Source organism: Armatimonadota bacterium (genome assembly GCA_017303935.1).
GTDB lineage: Bacteria > Armatimonadota > Fimbriimonadia > Fimbriimonadales > Fimbriimonadaceae > JAFLBD01.
The window spans coordinates 289,999-309,472 of sequence record JAFLBD010000001.1; the positions used below are offsets into that span (position 1 = coordinate 289,999).

Here is a 19,474-nt window from a genome sequence, read left to right on the forward strand (position 1 = left end):
CTAATAATCACCAAAATTCAGCCGAAAATTCCCGTAGAGAACTCGCACTCGCGAATTCACTAGCTGGGGAAAACGCATGAAGTGGTTTAAGGATCTATCGATCAAGAGCAAGTTGATCGTTTCGTTTGGGGTTTTACAGGCTGTCGTCCTGATTCTCGGAATTTACAGTATTCACTCGATCAAAGAAGTGGATGACGGTTTGATGACTGTGTACAACGACCGAGTTGTACCGCTCAATCAACTCAAAATTGTCTCCGATGCCTACGCGGTCAACGTTGTTGACGCAACACACAAGGTGTGTTTCGGCGGTTTTACTCCTGCTGAAGGTGCGGAGAACATCGCGAATGCTAAGACTCTTATTGACAAGAATTGGAAGGAGTACTTATCGACCTCGCTGACGCCAGAAGAAGCAAAGCTCGTGGAAGAAGCGAAAACGATGGAAGGTGCCGCCAAAGAAGTCACCGACAAAATCGAATCGTTGATGAAGTCGGGCAACATCAAAGAGCTGAATAAGATTCGCGAAACAGAGATGTACCCAAAGATCGATCCTCTTACAGGGAAGATTACGGAGCTCGCTGACTTGCAAGTGCGCGTCGCCAAGGCTGAATATACAAGTGCACAAGGCGTCTTTAAAGAAAGTACTGCAATTTCGATCGGGTTGCTGATCTTCGCAATCGGCTTTGGATTTGGAATCGCACGATTCTTGGCGAAGGACATGTCTGGTGCAATGAACAGTGTCCGAAGTCAACTCGACTTCTTGACCGAGAATGAGGTCAAAGGAATTCGTTCCGGTCTGGCGTCGCTCGCAAGCGGCAATCTCACTCACAAGGTTTATCCGAGTTCAAAGTCGGTCGAAGTGAATCGAAAGGACGAGTTTGGCGGATTGAGCGAGACACTCAACACTGTTGTTGGGGAAGTTTCGCTGGCAATCGAAAGCTACGAGACTGCACGAGGATCGCTTTCTGAAGCGCTTCGCGAAGTTCAAACCGCATCCGAAACCGTGATGGCAGCTAGCGAATCGCTCGGTGCACAATCGGCACAGGTTGCAGAATCTTCGAATGGCTTGACCCAAGCAGTGAGCCAAGTCGCCGCATCGACGGAAGAATCCGCGATCGCAACGACTCGAATCGCAGAAGCTAACAGCCAACTCGCCTACAACGCAACCACCGCTGCTGATCGAATTCAGCAGATGTCGGAGGCGATGGAAACCGTCGCCGGTCAAGCTCACGAACAGATCGAGGCTTTGACCGAAACGAAGGTTGGCATGGAATTGGCCGTGGCCAATGTGGAACGAACCACCAAGGGTGTCAGCGAAATTCGAACCCAAATCGATGGAACATCGACCGCTGTTCGAGCGCTCGGTGAAAAGGGACAACAGATTGGTGAGATCGTTAAGACCATCCAAGATATCGCTGAACAAACCAACTTGTTGGCATTGAACGCAGCTATCGAAGCCGCCCGCGCTGGTGATGCCGGACGAGGCTTTGCAGTGGTGGCAGACGAAGTTCGCAAGCTGGCAGAACGAGCAAGCTCGGCCTCGGGCGAAATCAGCGAATTGATCGCGAGCGTCCAAGCTGACGTGGCCCACTCCGTGTCGGCAACCGAATCGACCCAGAACGAAGTCACCGAACTTGATAAGGCCGCCATCGAAATGGGCGAGACCTTCGCTGGATTGGTTGGCTACATCGAGAAGGTGGCAGCCGCCGTCGAGTCGAACACGACCGCGATTCAGCACGCGAACAAACTCTCCGGAGAGGTTCTCTCGCAGATCGGATCGGTCAATGAACTTAGCGAAGCGACCGCAGCCACCGCTCAAGAATTGAGCGCAACTTCGGAAGAGAACGCAGCTTCGGCCGAAGAGATGAGCGCATCGGTTCACGAACAGCTGAATTCAATCGAAGAATTGAAGCAGATGTCTGGCGATTTGGCCCAATTGGCAGAATCGCTTAACCAGACCGTCAGCAAGTTCGAACTTGAATCAGGATCGTCGCGAGGCGATTACCTCAAGGTCGCGTAAGCCAAGTCCCGGCTCAGTTGATGCTCGCCAAACCGATCTTCGGTTTGGCGAGCTTTTTCGTTTGGTTGTAGAATAGTTTTAGTCATTTTGACCGAGAGAATTTGCCATGCCCGAAGAACTGAACCCGCTGCTGTTAGGAATCATCATTGGATGGTTGATCCAATTTGTGATGGATTGGCTGTTTTGGCGACGCGGAAATGCGCGGCGATCAGAAGAAGATATCGTGGCCGCCTACCAAGCCTCAGCCGGAACTCAGACCAGTGCTCCGATTGCTGAACCTGCCATCGTCTCCGAGCGAGACGCCTTGCGCAAGGAAGTGGATCGCCTGCGCGCCGAGCTCAAGTCACTGGAATCTGGCGCAGGAATGCACGAAGTGGCCCCAGCAGAACCGGTCAGCGACGGCCGGCACAAAGATCGGCTCGAAAAAATCGACGGCATCGGCCCGGTTTTCGAGCGCAAACTTTGGGATGCGGGCATTCTGACCTTTGCCGATTTGGCCGCAACCTCGGCAGAGCGCGTGATTGAAGTGATTCAGCCCGAAAAGTGGCAAAAAGTGGATGCTGCAGCTTGGATCGCAGAGTCTGCCGAATTCGCTTCTGGAGCCAAAAAGTGATTCGGAACCACACTCTGGACGAGGTCTTTCGCTACGACGTCCTAAAGCGGCTGATCTTGGCGATATTGGTCGGCGCATGGATCTGGATCTCAGTGCCGTGGACCAGCTACGGCACGGTCACATCGAAGTCTGGTGGAGATTCGCACGGGTCCGAATCCGCTGGCAAGCACGGCCACTGATCCATTTCTTTCGGCCCATGCCCTATTGCGATAGGAATTGCGAACCGATAAATCCTCTGGTATAATCGGTTTTCGCAGTTCGGCGACAAGCCGGCATGCTGCACTTTTGGGGGCATAGCTCAATGGGAGAGCACCTGCTTTGCAAGCAGGGGGTTAGGGGTTCGAGTCCCCTTGCCTCCACCAATTCTGATTTCTGTTAGCCGTGGCCGGTAAGGCCTCTTTCCTGCACTGTTATTCGCCGGTACGTTTCAATTCGGCACGCTTTTTCTTGTGTGTCTGGTGGTTTCGTCATATACTGATGGCGATGGGTTTCGCGTTGAGGACGAGGTTGTTGGTGGTTGCGGGCGCGGTTGCACTTTGCTTGCAGTCTCATGCATTGACTTGGTCGATGCGTGAGGTGACTGTGCCCGGCCAATCAGACCTCCGGATTACCGGTATCAATAATGCTGGCCAAATGGCGGTCCACACGAGTATTAACAGCAGGGTTTTCCGGGTTAGCACTTCAGGTCAAATAGAATCGCTTGTCAATTCAGAATATAACCTCTATCAGACAATCTCGGGTGGGATAAATGAAAATGGCGAAGTCGCCGTTTGGGGTTATGGATATAGCGGCAATCCTCTTCAAAAAGTGAGTTGCTGGACACCGGGGGTTGGAATTACAAGCCTTGTTGTCCCCACTGTGGCCGGATATTATGAAGTACAAACCTATGCGATCAACAATTCCCGTGTTGCCGTAGGTCGCGCGCTAGATACACGCGAAACAGGCTCATCTGGCAATGGATTTGCAACGGTGTATTCACCCACGACGGGAATGCCTCTAACCCCAGGGTATTGGGACGGCTATAACATGGCCAGAGACGTCGATGAGGCTGGAAACATCGTCGGCTGTGTCAATCTCGACCCGATTCTTTGGCGTGCTAATGGAACCTATGTGGACCTTACTCAACCAAGCAGTTACGGGTCGGCAACGGCTATCAATTCCAGCGGGCTGATCAGTGGGACGTTGAATGATATTAACGGCAAACATCTTGCCATCTGGAATACATCGGGGCAACTGCTTCATAAGATATATATTGGTGATCGGGTTAATGACCCAAGCCCACCCACCGAAAGCACATACATGAACGAGAACGGTGAAGTCGTCGTCACTGTGCTCCGGAATGGCGTCGCACGCAACTACATGTGGTCACAGTCCACTGGGCTAATGGACATTACTTCGTCATTCACGAACACGGGTGGAGCAAGGTTGAACCTAGTCGGGATAAACAATCGAAGGGAGATAATCGCAGCAGGATACATCGGCAGTGTCTACAAGCAGAACCTACTCCTCACCCCAGTGCCGGAGCCATCGGAACTAATCGTTCTCGGAGTTGGGCTGGTGGGCGTCGTTCTCCGACGACGAAGACGAAAGTCGGCTGCTACCGGCTAAGTCACGGCGACATATCCTAAGTCAGTCGGCGGGCGGCGGCGGCAGCTTCTACAGCCGGGTACATCTGTCGCATGCGCTCGGTGAGTGCCGGGATGAACGGGCTCATCGGGTACTTCTGATAGTACTCGTAGTAGAGGTTGTAAGCGGATTCGGGCTGGTTCAGCCACTGGTCATAATTCTGCGCCAACTGATACGTCGCGGTTTCCATTTCTGAATCTGGCACGTTGCTCATCTTGCGCACGCCTTCGAACAGAGTTCGCGCGGGGTGAACCTGGCTCTTCTTGACGAGTTCGTGACCAAGCCGGACGTAATCTCCTCGTGGAAGCGCGGTTGGATCCTTGCCGATCACTTGGATCGATGCTTTCGCCAAGGCGTCGAGCAGATTCGGATCGGCCAATATCGCTCGGAAGTGCTTTCGGAAGTGCGCGAGGTGCTCGGGCTTGACCATTTTCGATTCTTCGTAGGACCGAATCACGAGAGCAACCGCAACCTTGTGGTTGTCAGGCTGAGTTTTTGCCAGATCTTCGAGCTGCCGCTTCCAAAGCAGGGTGTAATCACCGCCTTCTGCAAGCGTCTTTTTGGCATCTGCGACGTAGGCGTCATCCCTCTTGGGTCGCATGATGAAGCAGAGAATAATCGCTGCGATCGCGCCGCCCAAGTGCGCCAGGTGAGCAGTGCCTCCGATCCCCACGAAGTTGAGCATCGCACCCAAGATGTCCCACGCGAAGTAGTAAAGCGCGGCGCCCCACATCGGCAATTCGATGGTAAATTCGCCCTGCGTCAGCCTGTAAAACGTGATGAAAACGAAGCAGACCGGCGCGTATGGGAACATGAACATGGCCGCCCCGACCACGCCCATGATTGCGCCACTCGCTCCGATCAACGGCATCGTTGTGATCTTGGTGCTCAGCAGGCCGAGGTGCGCGAGAGCACCGGCGAACCCTGCTATGGTGTAGAGCATAAGGAACTTGGGCGTGCGCAACCGCCCTTCGACCGCCGACCCAAAAATCCAAAGGAACAGCATGTTTCCGATGAGGTGCATCACATCGCCATGGAGAAACATCGACGTCAGAATCGTGATCGGCGACAGATTCAGAATCGACACGCCATGAGCCTCAGCCGTCGCCTTCGGAATCTCCATCTCTTGCTGAGTCGCGAAGAAAATGATTGTGTTTAGCGCAATCAAGCTATAGGTTGCGATGGGCAGACTTTCGGGCGGATTCTTGACGCGGAACGGGATCATGACTGACTTTTATCTTACACCAGACTGTCCGGTTTGTAAGGATTTGAAGTACAAATTTTCGATTAATGAATTAAACAAAATTGCTACAGATTAAGGCCGAACATGCCTGCGATTTTAGAAAGTATGGGACTGGTAACCTTTTGGCTTGCAGTCCGAATGCTCCTATTTGATCCTAGATGAGACCTACCGGTCGAGTTCCCGGCTATTGTTTGCTCGGCTCGTTCGAGTACTAGGGGATTTTGATCTTGCCGAAGACGCATTGCAAGATGCGGTGCGAGCCGCGGCAATCCAGTGGCGCGAAAAAGGTGTTCCTGATATTCCTGAAGCCTGGCTTTTTCAAGTGGCACGAAACTATGGCATTTCAATGATGCGAAAAGAGCGGAAGCTGCTGCCGCTGAACGACCAGCACCAGACTGATTTTGAACCGCCAAGCGAATTCGGTGACGAGCTTCTTAGGTTGGCATTTCTGTGCTGTCATCCGGCGATCTCGCCCGATGCGCAAGTAGCTCTGACTTTGCGTGAGGTCTGCGAGTTGACTACCGAAGAGATCGCAGCCGCTTATCTGGTTCCAACCCAGACTATTGCCCAGCGAATCGTTCGGGCTAAGTCAAAAATTCGGGCTGCTCAAATTCCGTTTGAGTTGCCCTCCCCCGACGAACTTCCGGCTCGAAATGCGGCGATTCTCAAGACCATTTACTTGGTGTTCAACGAATCGTATGCGTCAAGCACAGGGAAAGCCATTGTCCGACAGGACCTGATGTCGCTGGCAATCCATCTCGGGAGGCAACTCTTCGCCCTTTCGTCAGAGCCGGAGGCTGGCGGATTATTAGCGCTCATGCTCATTCATCAGGCGCGCAACAACACGCGAACAACTCCAGATGGAGATTTGATCTTGCTTGAGCATCAAGATCGAAGACTCTGGAATCGCCAGACGTTGGACGAGGCGAGCAGTTTGATCACGAGTTCATTTTCCTCGGGTCGAGCTGGACCGTATTCTGTGCAAGCGGCCATCGCCTCCGTTTACGCCGATGCGCCAAGTTTTGCGGAGACGGATTGGGATGAGATTATTGGATTGTATGACCTATTGTTCAGGTTAGAGCCTTCGCCTGTGGTCATCCTCAATCATGCCGTCGCAATTGCGATGCGTGATGGCCCTGAAGCAGGAATCCAAAGAATTGACCGATTGCTTTCATCTGGTGTTTTATCGGGATATCACCGCGCCTATGCTGCACGAGGCGAACTACATTGGAGGCGAAATGATGCGGTGAGTGCTTTGTCTGATTTCAAACGCGCACTGGATTTTGTCCGTCAAGAGCCAGAACGGCGGTACCTGAATCAGCGAATTTTGGAAATTGCGACTGTTGATGTCGATTCCCAAGGTCCTTAAGCGACATCCCTTTGTGAGCTCAATTTTGGAGCTCCAATGGAAAATTTGACCATGGAAACGAACACGATCCAACCAATCCCTTATCTCTTCTTTGATGCCAAATGTGCCGATGCCATGGCGTTTTACGCCGATGTATTCGGAGGCCAGGTCTTTGCGATGACCTACGGCGACATGCCTGGGGACGAAGTCTGTCCAGACGCGGCAAAAAATCTAATCATGAATGCAACACTGGAACTTCCTGGAGGCGGGCTGCTCTATGGCAGCGACATTTTCCCGGGAAGACAGATTCATTCCAGCACCGGCTTTATGGTGGCGCTTGTCTTCAAATCGGTGGCAGAGGCCCAGCGAGTTTTTGATCGATTGAGCGAAAATGGCGAAATTGCAATGCCATTTGGGCCGACGTTTTGGGCTGAAAAATTTGGCATGCTCATGGACAAATTTGGCATCGAATGGGCAATCAATGGCAATATGCTCGAACGACAATGAAATACCTATGCTTGGTTTACTTGGATAAAGAAAACTGGGATGCTTGCCCAGATGAACATTGCGCAGCATACGTGCGCGAGCTTGCCGGACGCGGCAAGCTCGTCGCAGGCGAGCCTCTGCATACAATCGAATCGGCGACTACGGTTCGCGTGCGTAATGGTGAACTTTCTGTAACTGACGGTCCGTTCGCCGAGACCCGGGAGATGTTGGCTGGATTCTATTTGGTGGACGCTAAAGATTTGAATGAAGCAATTCGAATCGCCTCAGGGATTCCACCCGCTGCACATGGTTCGATTGAAATCCGCCCTGTTCGCCAGCTTGCTGGACTCGAATAATAGCACTCGCCGATCTTGCTGGCCAATTCACAGTAGGAAGCCTAGCCAAGAGATTACACGTCTCCAATTGATGTGCAGATCACTTCGGAACTTGAGCGACTTGAAGAAGTTTCAATGGCAGGCTTCTTTGTGGGGTGGCCAAACCCACCATCGGAGCAGACGCTAAGGCAATTGCTGATCAATTCGCCGTACCGCGCCTTGGCCATCAATGACGGTCAACTGATTGGATTTGCGACTGGGCTTTCCGATGGAGTCCTTTTTTCTTTCTTAACTTGCCTCGAGGTACTTCCTGACTTTCAAGGGAACGGCCTTGGGAAGCGGCTTGTCGAACATCTTCTAGAAGTAATGCCTCGCGTCTACACGGTAGATCTAGTATGCGATCCGGATGTACAAGGCTTCTATCAGAAGTGCGGATTTATCCCCTATACTTCAGCAGTCATTCGGCGGCATGACTTGTTGGCTGCGAGGTAAAGAACGATTTAGTCGTGAAGTGGTTACGAATAAAGAAAGCGATGATGTCTAGAACTTTCTACGCGTAAGACCGAGGTCCCACTGTAATTGCTGACGCTGATAATCGTATGGTTCACCGTTGGCCAGATTCCCAGACAAGTTTTACATCTGGCTGCCCTTCTTCGTTATCCGAGCCGTCGCCCCAATATACTTCTCGAAATCCTTCACGCGCATAGAACCTGCGCGCACCATCGTTAACTTGGAATGTGAACAACTCTAATCGCGAAGGGGAGAGTTCCTTTGCATGGTCCACGAGCTTTTTGCCATAGCCTAGACCTTGAAACCCGCGTTTCAAATAGAGTTGGTCCAGATCATCACCATGAACATCGAGCCAACCGATCACTTGATCATCTAGTTCCAAAACCCAGGATGATCCCCGAGCTATACGTTGGTCCCGAATCCAATTTTCAGCTTCAGTGAGCGTGTGAATGATCGGTACCGTATCTTTGCGGATATCCAAGTACAAGTTTGCAATCTGCGAAGCATCTTCCGGATTTGCTATCCGCAATTTCACCGAACTATGCTACCTTGATATCCGCAGCTTTCAGGGCAGAAATTTGGCAGTTTTGAACGAACCTTTAGTTGTAGTACTTACAATGTTGGTCTGCTGAAATTCTCAGAATTTCTTGACCAGTCGTTCCTTTAGAGCTTGATTCAATATCAGATATCCATTCGGATTTAGATGAAGTAGATCAAGCGATAATCCATTGGCTACTGTACGCTCATCGGAACTCAGTGCCTTTGCCGCATCGAGGCAATCTTTGTGGCTCGCACGGATGGCTTTGTTTATCTGAATGATCGCCCGTATGGCTGACTCGTTCCACCGCGCCTGATCTAGCAATCCCGGTTTTGCTCCTGGGAATACTGTAGTCATAATGACTTCTGCTCCGGTGCCCTTTGCTACACGATAAATCTGCTCCAAATTTGATAGCGCTTGTTTTTGAATGCGCTCTTTCTGTTCTGGCAGCAATGCGCAAACTTTGAGATCGTTAACGCCGGCCTGAATCACCACTAAGTCCGGGTGCAATCCTGCTAGTTCAACTTTTGCTCGTTCCAAAATCTGGCCGGTTGTTTGGCTATTTACTCCAAGGTTGATATAGTTCGCACGATATTCAGGTTGCGGCCACATGGCCGCTCTCGAATCTCCGAGAAAGACGATCGTAGGCAGCTCAGGATTCGATTCAATAGATGGCTTCTTACGGTTCAAATCCAATGGATCGAGCCGAGCCACTAGTTCTCTGCGGTAGAAGTCTTCCGCGGTATTGTAGAGCTTTGCTGCCATACCGACAAGCCCAATCGAAAAGACGGTCAAAACTCCTGTTGCAATTTTCCACCCGTTAGCCATCAATGGGATTTGAAACATTTCCCGATAGTGTTGAGTTCCGTTCTGGGCCTTATGCACAGAGCTTGTCTGCTCGGGGCAAGATTCCAAATCTCAAGCAGTTCTCCCAGCTTGGGAAATGGGGTGATTTCTAGTACTCTGCTAGGGAGAGCATGGTGCGCGTATTTGGGGAGGTTCGGGTCAATGGGGAATCGCTCGGACTTTCGAGCGCGAAGAAGCTGCTATTGCTCCTCGTCGTGAACCCCGGCAAACTGTGGCAGCGCGACCAGTTGTGTCGAATGATCTGGCCCTCAGAAAGCCCTGAAATCACTCGTAATCGATTGAGGACCGCGCTCGTTCAACTCAAAAAAGCGCTCGGAGACGATGCCGAATGGGGTGGCGGAAAGCACGACTTATCGGTGCAACGGGGCTCAATAAGTTCGGATTTTGATGATGCGGTCGCGCTGAGAATCAAAATTGGATTGACCATCGACCCAGCCGAGGAAGAAGCCCTTCTCGAACAACTCCTGAAGATAGTTGATCAGCCTTTGGCGAGCGATCTTCCCGATTTTGCCGCCGAAAAGCGATCGGAATGGATCAGTTATCGAACTGACGCTCTTCTGAAAATGGCGAATCATTGCCAGTCAAAACGCAAGCTTTCAGAGGCGATTACCCACGTCGAGCGAGCGCTTTCGCTTTCGCCAAACAGTGAAAAAATTTGGCGATCATTGCTCCAGCTAGGTGCAGAGTCGGGCGATCATGCGGACATCTATAAGCGGTTTGCCGCGGCCAAGGCTGAGCTGTGGAAGGAGTCGAATGCGAGATTCAGCGCTGAACTCGTTCAACTTGCGGATAATGTTCGGCGGCAACGCAATCTCGCGCCCACTCAAGACACCAATTTAGGCGGGCTACTTGGTCGCACTTTGGGGCGAATGTTGCAAGATTCGCCAGACCGAGCGATTGGCTTTCTCGGAAGCTCTGAGTTCAAAGTTGAGGTTTTTGATCACCCAAAGGAAGCGCTTGAGATTTTGACCCGCGCTCTCGACGCCACTACCGGATCGAATCCTGACCGGATGCAGTGCGCGGTTTACGCGATGATTGCCGGCACGGTGGGTGAGGTCGGTGATCGCATCGAAGATTTCGGCCACCAAGTTCTAGAGGGCGATTCTGATCCTGCACGTCTCCGAGCCGCTGCGACGATGCTTGGGAATATCTACTTCAATCAGGGTGATTCCGAACGATTTTCGCGGATGTGGCAGATCGCGCTCAAGTATGCCGAAGAAGCTGGAAACCCGGTCGGTATCGAAATCCTCTTGATCCAACGGGTGATCTTCTCTTGGCTCGCGGGTGAGGATCCGTTATCGATCCTTTCGGGCAAGCCTCACTGCGACCGATTGAGGGAATTTGATGAGCATAATGCGCATTCCGGCCGCGCGGTATTTCTGTCGTATTTGGGCACCGCTCTGGCTTGCGAGGGGAATTTTGAAGAAGCTATCCGCGCATTTAGCGAAGCCAATATTGAAGCGAATAAGGCATCACATTCTGAGGTTTTGATGTTGATCGATGCTCCGATGGGCCTCTGCAAAATCGGGATCGGAGAAGTCGATGAGGGCCTCCAATTGTTAGGCAGCGGCATTGCCGAACGATTCAGGATGGCATCGCAGCAGACCGCACTTTGGGGATTACTCTTCGCAGCAATCTCGTTCGAACTGCTCGGCGAGAAACGAGATTGTGCTTCGCTCCTGACCGGAATTCAAAAAATCATCCAGCGCGCAACGTTCGAGCCAATGTTCAAATACTTGGTCGGGCGACTATCCAGCCGGATCGAGAATTATCCTGAGGATTCTTCGCAATTTGATTCAAAGAATCTGAAGACGCTCACGACCGCAACGATGCACGCCATTGCTCGGTTGAGACAGGGCGCGCCGCACCGGTCAACTGGTTAGCACGGCTCTGAATTCCTGCGCCGACAGATTCGGTCAGCAATGCCGAAGACCAGCGGGTTAACCGCGATCGAAATCGCTGCAGTGGCCAAAATGATGCTAACGAGGCTGGTCGGCACCAAGTTATAGCTGTAAGCCATCTTGATCAAGACGAACGAAAACTCGCCGATCTGAGCGAGGCTCGCTGCGATAACAAGTCCAGTCCGTACCGAATACCCCAGGGCGAGCGTGATGCCATATGCCGCGATGGATTTTCCAAAAATCACAATCCCAACTGCGGCCAGGATCGTGGTTGGGTGTTTGAGGAGCACTGCTGGGTCGAACATCATTCCGACTGCCACGAAGAACAAAACAGTGAAAATCTCTTGAATAGGCAAGATGTGTTCGGTGGCTTTCTCGGACTGTGATGATTCGCTGAGCACGATCCCGGCAAAGAACGCCCCTAGGGCGGGTGAAACTCCAAACAGGCTCCACGCACCGAACGCAATTCCTAGCGCGATAGAAACAACCCCAACCGTGAACAATTCGCGAGATTGCGTCTTTTCGACACTCTTGAGCAGTGTTGGGAAGAGCTTTTTGCCGATGATGAGCATCAGCCCGACAAAGCAAGCCATCTTGGCTAGGTTCTCGAGAAGCGCGAGTGGTACGGACGGGTTCGCTCCAGGCTGGGGCGCAATCGTGCCCGATGCCATAGCGATGGCGGGGAGGATGACGAGGGCGGAAACCGCAACCAGGTCTTCTACTACCAGCCAACCAACCGCGATTCGCCCGTTGTCGCTCGTGACCTCATTTCGGTCGGTAAGTGCTCTAAGCAAAACCACCGTGCTCGCAATGGAAAGACTCAATCCAAACACAAGTCCAGATGCCAGGCTCAGACCCCAAGACTGAATCGCAAACATTCCAAGCAAGCTGGCTACGAGAATCTGACAGATGGCGCCAGGTAGTGCCACCTTTCGAACAGACCAGAGATCCTTGATCGAAAAATGCAGCCCCACGCCAAACATCAAAAGGCTGACGCCGATTTCTGCGAGTTGCTGTGCGATTCCTGAATCGGCAACGATGCCTGGAGTGAAGGGGCCGATTGCCATTCCCGCGACGAGGTATCCGACCAGAGCAGGCAGGCGAAATCGGACCGCCACCAACCCAAAAATGAAGGCAAGTGCAAGGCCAGCGGCGACCGTGACGATCAGGGAAACATCGTGTTCGATAGGTTCAGTCTACCGGTAAAAATCAGGTTCATTTCATGTAACGCAATTCCGGGTAGGCCCAGAATTTCAATTTTATGCAACCAAATGGTTGCCAATATCGAAATCATCGCGTATAATAAGCAACCTAAAGGTTGCATTATGGAAATTACAACTTCTGAAAACGAGATCACCGCGAAATTTACGACACGCGCATCGTCGCAACAAGTGTGGGCGTCATTGACGACGAAGGATGGCTGGGAAGCTTGGTTTAGCGACCGCGTCGAGAGCGATTTCGTAGTCGGTAGTCCGCTGGAAATGTACTTCGAGGGCGAGGGGACAGTCACGGCGACGGTGACGGAGCGGGAGGAGCTGAAGTGCTTCGCCTATCGCTGGCATCCGGGTGAATCTGGTGAGAAACTCGCCATGCACCCCGACGAACAGACCACCGTGCGGTTCACTCTGGTTGAAAATGATGGCCAAGTGGAACTGACCATGACCGAGTTTGGATTCGAGCGAATTCCTGCAGAGCGACGCCCAAAGGCGTTTGCTGACAATCAAGGCGGATGGAAGTATATGATCGAACAGTTCGAAGCATGGACCGAATCTGGCGTGCGACAGGCGAACTCGAAAGGGAAGGACTAAATTGGAATGCTACAAGACCTTTGAAGCGCTGGGCGATCCGATCCGGCTTGAAATCGTGGAACGCCTTGCGAATCAGAAGCGGCTCCCAACCCTGGTACTGGTGCAGGGTGTGGGAGTCTCTAGACAGGCTGCGGCAAAGCACATATTGGTATTAGAGCGAGCGGGAGTGATTCGCAGTCATGGCGAGGGTCGCCAGGTTTATCGCGAACTGAATCCAGAGGCTCTAACTGAAGCCCAAGCCTGGATTCAAGCTCGAACGCAGAGGTGGACCGAGAAACTCACCAAGCTCGAAGAACACTTAGCGCGCATTGCTGAAGCACCAAATAGCGAAAAATGATTCCAAAAGTCGACTGCTGACGTAACAATATCACCGTATTTCTACTAAACTACCGGAGTCATGAAACGCACAAGCATTTTGTTGGGATTGGGGCTCATTGCCCTTGTAGTGGCAGGCTGTGGTGGTACCACTGCTGAGGTTGGCGAGCGCATCTTGGTTCTGGGCGCAGCAGGCACGTCTTTCACGAGATTGAGTGCTTTGAACTATGCTCAGGTCGGAAGTACGGTGACGATTTCTGGGCTTAGCGGCGGCGAATCCATTGAAACTGTCGACGTGCGGCCTTCAACTGGACAATTGTACGGTTACAGCAATCTCGACAATTTATATGCGATCAACCAGATTACTGGCGTGGCGACACTCGTTGGTAACGCTCCGACGACTGGCGCCGTGATGGATATGGATTTCAACCCAGTTGTTGATCGGATTCGAATCTCGACCACCGATGGCTCCAATGTGCGAGTGCACCCTGATACAGGTGCTCTCGTTGCCACCGACACCAGCTTCGCTTACGCTCCAGCGGACGTGAACTTTGGAGACGCGGTGAACATTGCAGGTATGGCTTACGATCGCAGCGTAATCGGCGCTACACAAACCACTCTATACGCGGTGGATGGCGTCCAAGACACGCTTTGCACAGTAGGCGGAATCAACGGATCTCCATCACCTAACTCTGGTGAACTCAATACGCTGGGGGCGACGACTCAGAACCTGGCGGGTGATATCGGATTCGATATTTCTGGCACTACAAACATCGGCTACTTGATGTCTGGCGGCGCGCTCTACACGGTCAACCTCAACAATGGAACCATGACTTCGGTTGTGGGTTCGGTGACGGCGAACGACATCTGTGTTTTGCCGTAAGAATCGCAGATTGTGATCATGTGTGGCCGTCCCATTTGGGACGGCCTCACTCATATATGACCTTTGTCATAAATTGAATTCAGCCTTGGTGCGATGATTGATTTGTGGAACGCGTGATGTCATCGAAGCCGACCGTCAACTTAAAATTAGTCGCATTGCCTGCCGAACACGGTGGTTGGGGCTTCTTGATGGTGCCCGTGCTGGCTGGGCTAATTTTCGCGTTTTCAGTGCCAGGACTGGTTCTATCGTTTGCAGCCCTGTTTCTGTTCTTGACCCACCAGCCTCTCAAGGTAGCACTAAAGGATTCGCTCAAGGGCAAAATCTATCCCCGTACTCGGGCGGCAATTCTGTTTGCCGTGAGTTACTCGCTTCTGACTGCCGTTCTCTTTTTGCTTGCGCTAAGGCTCACACCAAGCTCAGATTTTGTTAAGCCACTGATGGTTGCACTGCCGCTGTTTGCAGTCGTTTTGGCATTTGATTTGCGAAGTAGTAGCCGCGAGTGGCTTCCTGAAATCATCGCCAGCGCGAGCTTTGGTTCTGTAGCGGCCGCAATAGCCATCTTGGGTGGAGCTAATTTGTGGCTTGCGAGTGGAATCTGGTTCTTGATCGCCCTGCATTCCGCAAGCGCGATACTTTATGTGCGTGCACGGCTCCGGCTGGAAAGGGATCTGTCTGCCAGCGCATTGCCCCAGACTTGCGTATTCGTCTTGGCGTTTTTCACTTGTGCTTGGATGTCAAAGAATGGCGCGATCAACATGCTCCCGGGATTGGCGTTTGCGGTGCTATTCATTCGCAGCATCTACGGACTCTCCAAATTCCGCAAGGTCGTCCCAGCAAAGTCGGTTGGATTCCAGGAATTCGGATATGGGCTGTTGGTGAGCCTTGCAATAGGCTTTTGCCAAATGGGAATTGGGCGATAATCGAGCTTGGTTCGCTTTGATATACTGCAACCATGCAACTGCTTTCGATTGTCGCGGCGCTCGCTCTTCAAGCCCCTGCTGAAATCAATCACATACGTCCGGCAGCCACTTGGGAGGCGAATTTCGAACTCAAATTGCCTTACAAGAGCAAAGGCGCCGGCATCGGCTGGTTTCCGAAGTCTGCTGACACATCGAAAGTAACGTGGGACGAACCAAACGTGCCGGGAGGTCTCTCGATCGGATTTGACAGTGAAAATCCGCCTTCTCAAGACTGGTTCAATGCCGACGGAAACATTGACAACAAGCCTCAGCACGAAGTTTCGATCCACTGGAACGGAATGGAGATTGCCAATCGTTTAAGTTCTGTTGATTTTCGATCTCCTTACACGAAAAATGTATCGGTTAAAGTCCGATTTGTCACCGGTGGAGCGATGGTCGATGTCGCGATTGAACAGACCGCGGTATACAAAGATTATTTTGTTCCAACTTGCTTGACTTTTGATGCCAAATTAGAAGGTAGTGAGGTCACCAATTCACCTTCCATAAACAAGTTAACTCACAAAGAATCTGGCCGAGCACTGGAGTCGAGCCCACCTACCACGGTCAGCATCTTCAGCTCCGCCCTCACCGACGCGAAGAGTCACTCTCAAACGAGCTTGATCACCGTTCCACCTTCTTTGTACGGCAAGGACGGTCTTTTCAGGGGTCGAATCATCGCCCGATTGAAGCTCCATGAACCGCAGGGTGGATTTGATCCTTGGGACCGAATGGCTGCGGTGTTTGTCAAAGACCAGAATGGAAAGAAAATTGAAATTCTTCGCTACATGACTCCATATCGCCGCGGGCATGAGTGGTTTTATGATGTTTCCTATTTAGCCCCGCTCTTTAAGGGTCAACAAAACTACGAAGTTTGGTGCGAAACATACGGCACAGGCTGGCTTGTGGATTTCGACTTGATCTACTATCCGGGCAAAGTTCAAAAGGTTGCGAAGCGAGTGGAATTGCTCTGGAACGAAAAGCCAGAAATTGGAAATCCTGATAACAGCTTCGAAAAGCAAATGCCTCCAGCCAAGGTAACGCGCTCAGTGGGTACGAAGGCTGCGGAACTAGTGATCACAGCAACGGGACATGGAATGGAGCCAAATTCGAACAACGCTGGAGAATTCTATGCTCTTGGTCGGACAGTGACTGTCGGGAAATCTGAATTTAAGAATGTGCTTTGGAAGGATGACTGCTACTTGAATCCTTGCCGTCCGCAAAGAGGAACTTGGAAATTCAGTCGGGCTGGATGGGCGCCGGGAGATATCGTCCGGCCATGGGTGATCGACGCGTCACGAGCGGTTCCGACCGGGAAAGATGTGACGATCAAGTACGCAATTGATCCGTATTTGAATGAAGGCCGAGGCAAAACGTGGGCGCCGTTCCACTGGATTCAAGGCGTGTATGTCGAATATTCAAACTAGGATCTTTTCTAAAGATTGGATTCGATTTAGTTCGTCGGGGTGATTTTCCCGGATGAATGGGAGCGCCTTTTCGGCGTAATACCGCGCCTTTTTCGGATCGCCGGTGAGTCGGTTGAGCAAGGCAAGTTCTTCGTGGCAATAACCATCGTCGGGAGCCAGCTCCAACACCCGGCGCTGCATCTGGATCGCCAAAGAGTGCTGTCCGAGTTCGCGGTAAACCCGCCCGAGCGTCCATTTTGCGATCGCCTTGCTAGCATCGTTTCCTGTCGAGAGGAAGTACTCATGCGCGATTTGAAACTGGTCCAGAGCCAACCGGAGCTCGCCCTGATCAAAGTACGTCCAGCCCAGATTGTTGCTTAGGCTTCCAATCCATTTTCGGGCTCTCGGCTGCGTGGTACGTTTCGCTTTATCAATCGCCTGGAGGTTCAATGCCAGCGCCTGCTCGGGGGTACCGATGATCGCGAGCATGTGAATCGCGTCAATTTCCAAGTGGTTATCATCGAGGCGAGCTGCCATCTCCGAAGCTTCCAGGAAATGCTCGAGGCCGCGGTCGCCGGTTCGGGATGAGTTTAGAACTCGACCGGACTCCAGATGGTAGCGGACCTTTGCGATACTGTCCCCGGCTGGCAAGGATTGCGAAACTCCATTGAGCAGCGCGCTTGCGTCGTCAAACTTCTTTTGCAAGCCCATAGATCGAGCGGCTTGGGTCAGCAACTCCGCGCGATTCATCGGATCGCTCTCAGAATCGGCAGCACTGAGAAAACGGGACTCCGATTCACTCGGATTCGAAAAGTCCCAAAGTTCGTCGATTCGCTCGACCATGTTCGCAATTATATCAAAGAAAATAAAGATCCCCGCCGATCTTTATAAATCAGGCAGGGATCGTTTTTGTAATCTTAAGTCGATTAGACGGCTATTTGCTTTTGTTCCTGAACTTCTGCAACGGCAGAAGTGAGTTGGGTAGCCACAAGCGCCTTAACCACTTCTCGTCGTGCACTTCGATCACGAACTTGCAACCGATCATAAACCCATTTCACGAATTCAATATCCGATAGTTGGGAATATAGATCGAAAGTTTGGCCTTCCATGTTGACCGGATATTCAATTGGATAAGTGGCGTCAAGCGGAACTTGCAAATTAACACCATCGGGCAGCTCGGAAACCATCGGCCATTGATCAGGATCCATCAGATCCCATTTCCATTTGAAAATTTCCTTATTGCGTTCTAAACTCGCAGAATATCGAATGGTACTGCCCTCTAGGAGTTGTGCAAATGTCTGTGATCCGTGGTGGAATAGCAACGAGCCCTGTGAGAGCCACAGTGTATAGCCCGCGAGTTTGCATCGAAGATTGAGGTCATCGTCCTCGAAGTTGCCGTAGTTGAACCTAGGGTCAAAACCTCCAACAGTATCGAGACACTCCTTGGTCATCAAGAAGAACAGTCCGCGAATCTGTAAGTGCTCTACGACCTGACCATGATTCTGCTTATGATAAGCCTCAACGGAATAAAGCAGTGACTCAAGGTCTGTAATCGGCAGGGTTTCCACCTTTTGCAAACCGTTGATTTCGTTGCTCATCGGACCAATCATGCCTGGATTCACTCCAGAATCCTGCAAGAAGCTGAAAGCGCTAACCAGTTCTGGCAAGGTGCTTGGTCCTGGAACAACGTCATCGTTGGAGACTCCAAAGAGTTCACAATCGGTGTTGTTTCGAAGCCAATCCAGCCCGATGTTTGCACCGCGTCCATATCCGAGATTCTCCTTAGACTCGATAATCTCTAGCATGTAAGGAACGGTTTGGGCATGCTCCTTTAGCTTGGAAATGGTCGCTTCACTGCTTCCGTTGCAAACTACTGCAAATCGGATTTGGCCAGGATAAAAGCGACTAAAGTGTACAAGCGTTTCTTGAGCTTGTGCCACATTATCAACGGTCGGAATTGCCAACCCGATGCTCGGCCATTTCGGAAGCTCGCCATCACCGATAACGGCGATACAATACATCGCATCATCGTCAAGTCCTTCGGTAATAAGCCCGGGCCATCGACCCTCCTGGCTCAGGAAGCGAACTTGTCGATCTGGGAAATTCTCTCGAATGAGCTCAGCAAACTCGTTTGGTGTCCATTCGACGGTGTGGAAACTGTTAAGCGGCTTATCGGTCAAGCTGTTGCCAGGCGAGTGTGTTTTCCGGTTTGGTGTGCTGATGACAATTCTGCCCGAACATGCGCCGTAAGCCTTTAGCAAACCGACTGGATCTGGTACGTGTTCGATCGTCTCAAAGCTCACGACTAAGTCAGCATTGGAATAGTCGAATGTGGTGACATCGTGAACGTCAAACTTGGCATCGGAATAGCGGGTGTTGCCATGAGCAACGGCATCGCCACAAAGGTCGATTCCGATCGCGCTAGTGGCATAGGTTGAAATGAATCCCGTGCCATAGCCCTCACCGCTAGCCGCATCAACCACCTTGGCATCGTCGTACCAGGGTCGAAAATAGAGGTATCGCTGCCAGTGGAAGAGTTCAGTAGCGACGTCGCTCTTGCCGGGCACCATTCGCTCACCAGTCCAAGGCAAGCTCGATTGAGGCACATTTCTTTCCATGCTG

General features: G+C 51.8%; 20 protein-coding genes and 1 tRNA gene. 15 read left to right on the top strand and 6 right to left on the bottom strand.

The genetic code is table 11. The features are described from left to right. Positions 1-76: 76 nt before the first annotated feature. From J0L72_01380 to J0L72_01400, 5 genes are all read left to right on the top strand, one after another. Positions 77-2,017, top strand: coding sequence for an MCP four helix bundle domain-containing protein (locus J0L72_01380; protein ID MBN8689423.1), 1,941 nt, complete (start codon positions 77-79; stop codon positions 2,015-2,017). A 106-nt stretch (positions 2,018-2,123) separates the two neighbouring features. After that, complete coding sequence (locus J0L72_01385; GenBank protein MBN8689424.1) at positions 2,124-2,630, top strand: hypothetical protein; 507 nt, start codon at positions 2,124-2,126, stop codon at positions 2,628-2,630. Then, positions 2,627-2,809, top strand: a complete 183-nt coding sequence (locus tag J0L72_01390; GenBank protein ID MBN8689425.1) for a hypothetical protein — start codon at positions 2,627-2,629, stop codon at positions 2,807-2,809. The genes J0L72_01385 and J0L72_01390 overlap by 4 nt, the downstream gene beginning before the upstream one ends. Positions 2,810-2,917: 108 nt before the next feature. Continuing rightward, positions 2,918-2,992, top strand: a tRNA-Ala gene (locus J0L72_01395). A gap of 121 nt (positions 2,993-3,113) precedes the next feature. After that, complete coding sequence (locus J0L72_01400) at positions 3,114-4,238, top strand: PEP-CTERM sorting domain-containing protein (protein MBN8689426.1); 1,125 nt, start codon at positions 3,114-3,116, stop codon at positions 4,236-4,238. Between the two features lie 16 nt (positions 4,239-4,254). On the opposite strand, the gene J0L72_01405 is transcribed toward J0L72_01400, so the two are convergent. Beyond that, a complete protein-coding gene (locus J0L72_01405; protein MBN8689427.1) occupies positions 4,255-5,481 on the bottom strand; it encodes a rhomboid family intramembrane serine protease in 1,227 nt (408 codons plus the stop codon). Between the two features lie 145 nt (positions 5,482-5,626). On the opposite strand from J0L72_01405, the gene J0L72_01410 reads away from it, so the two are divergent. The 4 genes from J0L72_01410 (at position 5,627) to J0L72_01425 (ending at position 8,160) form a co-directional block, all read left to right on the top strand. Next, complete coding sequence (locus J0L72_01410) at positions 5,627-6,868, top strand: RNA polymerase subunit sigma-24 (protein ID MBN8689428.1); 1,242 nt, start codon at positions 5,627-5,629, stop codon at positions 6,866-6,868. A 51-nt stretch (positions 6,869-6,919) separates the two neighbouring features. Next, a complete protein-coding gene (locus tag J0L72_01415) occupies positions 6,920-7,354 on the top strand; it encodes a VOC family protein (protein MBN8689429.1) in 435 nt (144 codons plus the stop codon). Next, a complete protein-coding gene (locus J0L72_01420) occupies positions 7,351-7,689 on the top strand; it encodes a YciI family protein (protein ID MBN8689430.1) in 339 nt (112 codons plus the stop codon). Before J0L72_01415 ends, J0L72_01420 begins: the two co-directional genes overlap by 4 nt. Before the next feature lie 72 nt (positions 7,690-7,761). After that, positions 7,762-8,160 (top strand): GNAT family N-acetyltransferase, encoded by a 399-nt coding sequence (locus J0L72_01425; protein MBN8689431.1) that lies wholly within the window; start codon positions 7,762-7,764, stop codon positions 8,158-8,160. 112 nt (positions 8,161-8,272) lie between these two features. Here J0L72_01425 and J0L72_01430 read toward each other — a convergent pair whose 3' ends face one another. Both J0L72_01430 and J0L72_01435 read right to left on the bottom strand, forming a co-directional pair. Then, the gene (locus J0L72_01430; protein ID MBN8689432.1) at positions 8,273-8,713 is read right to left on the bottom strand and encodes a GNAT family N-acetyltransferase; all 441 of its coding nucleotides are present in this window, start codon (positions 8,711-8,713) and stop codon (positions 8,273-8,275) included. A gap of 102 nt (positions 8,714-8,815) precedes the next feature. Continuing rightward, on the bottom strand, positions 8,816-9,544 hold the full coding sequence (locus J0L72_01435; GenBank protein ID MBN8689433.1) for an SGNH/GDSL hydrolase family protein: 729 nt from the start codon (positions 9,542-9,544) through the stop codon (positions 8,816-8,818). 149 nt (positions 9,545-9,693) lie between these two features. On the opposite strand from J0L72_01435, the gene J0L72_01440 reads away from it, so the two are divergent. Next, positions 9,694-11,466, top strand: coding sequence for a hypothetical protein (locus J0L72_01440; GenBank protein MBN8689434.1), 1,773 nt, complete (start codon positions 9,694-9,696; stop codon positions 11,464-11,466). Here the strand turns inward: J0L72_01440 and J0L72_01445 are convergent. Next, positions 11,463-12,602: a cation:proton antiporter gene (locus tag J0L72_01445; protein MBN8689435.1), complete on the bottom strand. Its 1,140-nt coding sequence runs from the start codon at positions 12,600-12,602 to the stop codon at positions 11,463-11,465. The two genes, J0L72_01440 and J0L72_01445, sit on opposite strands and share 4 nt — an antisense overlap. Before the next feature lie 207 nt (positions 12,603-12,809). Here J0L72_01445 and J0L72_01450 point away from each other — a divergent pair, with 207 nt between their 5' ends. The 5 genes from J0L72_01450 to J0L72_01470 all read left to right on the top strand — a co-directional run bounded on the left by J0L72_01450 (position 12,810) and on the right by J0L72_01470 (position 16,873). Then, positions 12,810-13,292, top strand: a complete 483-nt coding sequence (locus J0L72_01450; GenBank protein ID MBN8689436.1) for an SRPBCC domain-containing protein — start codon at positions 12,810-12,812, stop codon at positions 13,290-13,292. 1 nt (position 13,293) lies between these two features. After that, positions 13,294-13,629 (top strand): helix-turn-helix transcriptional regulator, encoded by a 336-nt coding sequence (locus tag J0L72_01455; protein MBN8689437.1) that lies wholly within the window; start codon positions 13,294-13,296, stop codon positions 13,627-13,629. Positions 13,630-13,689: 60 nt separating this feature from the next. Next, entirely contained in the window at positions 13,690-14,490 is an 801-nt protein-coding gene (locus J0L72_01460; GenBank protein ID MBN8689438.1) for a DUF4394 domain-containing protein, read from the top strand. Positions 14,491-14,606: 116 nt separating this feature from the next. Beyond that, positions 14,607-15,410 carry a YwiC-like family protein gene (locus J0L72_01465; GenBank protein MBN8689439.1) on the top strand — a complete coding sequence of 268 codons (804 nt, stop codon included), beginning with the start codon at positions 14,607-14,609 and terminating at the stop codon, positions 15,408-15,410. Positions 15,411-15,442: 32 nt separating this feature from the next. Continuing rightward, positions 15,443-16,873 carry a hypothetical protein gene (locus J0L72_01470; GenBank protein MBN8689440.1) on the top strand — a complete coding sequence of 477 codons (1,431 nt, stop codon included), beginning with the start codon at positions 15,443-15,445 and terminating at the stop codon, positions 16,871-16,873. Here the strand turns inward: J0L72_01470 and J0L72_01475 are convergent. Further along, a complete protein-coding gene (locus tag J0L72_01475; protein ID MBN8689441.1) occupies positions 16,865-17,695 on the bottom strand; it encodes a tetratricopeptide repeat protein in 831 nt (276 codons plus the stop codon). The two genes, J0L72_01470 and J0L72_01475, sit on opposite strands and share 9 nt — an antisense overlap. An 83-nt stretch (positions 17,696-17,778) precedes the next feature. Beyond that, positions 17,779-19,470 (bottom strand): glycosyltransferase, encoded by a 1,692-nt coding sequence (locus J0L72_01480; protein MBN8689442.1) that lies wholly within the window; start codon positions 19,468-19,470, stop codon positions 17,779-17,781. Between the last annotated feature and the right edge of the window lie 4 nt (positions 19,471-19,474).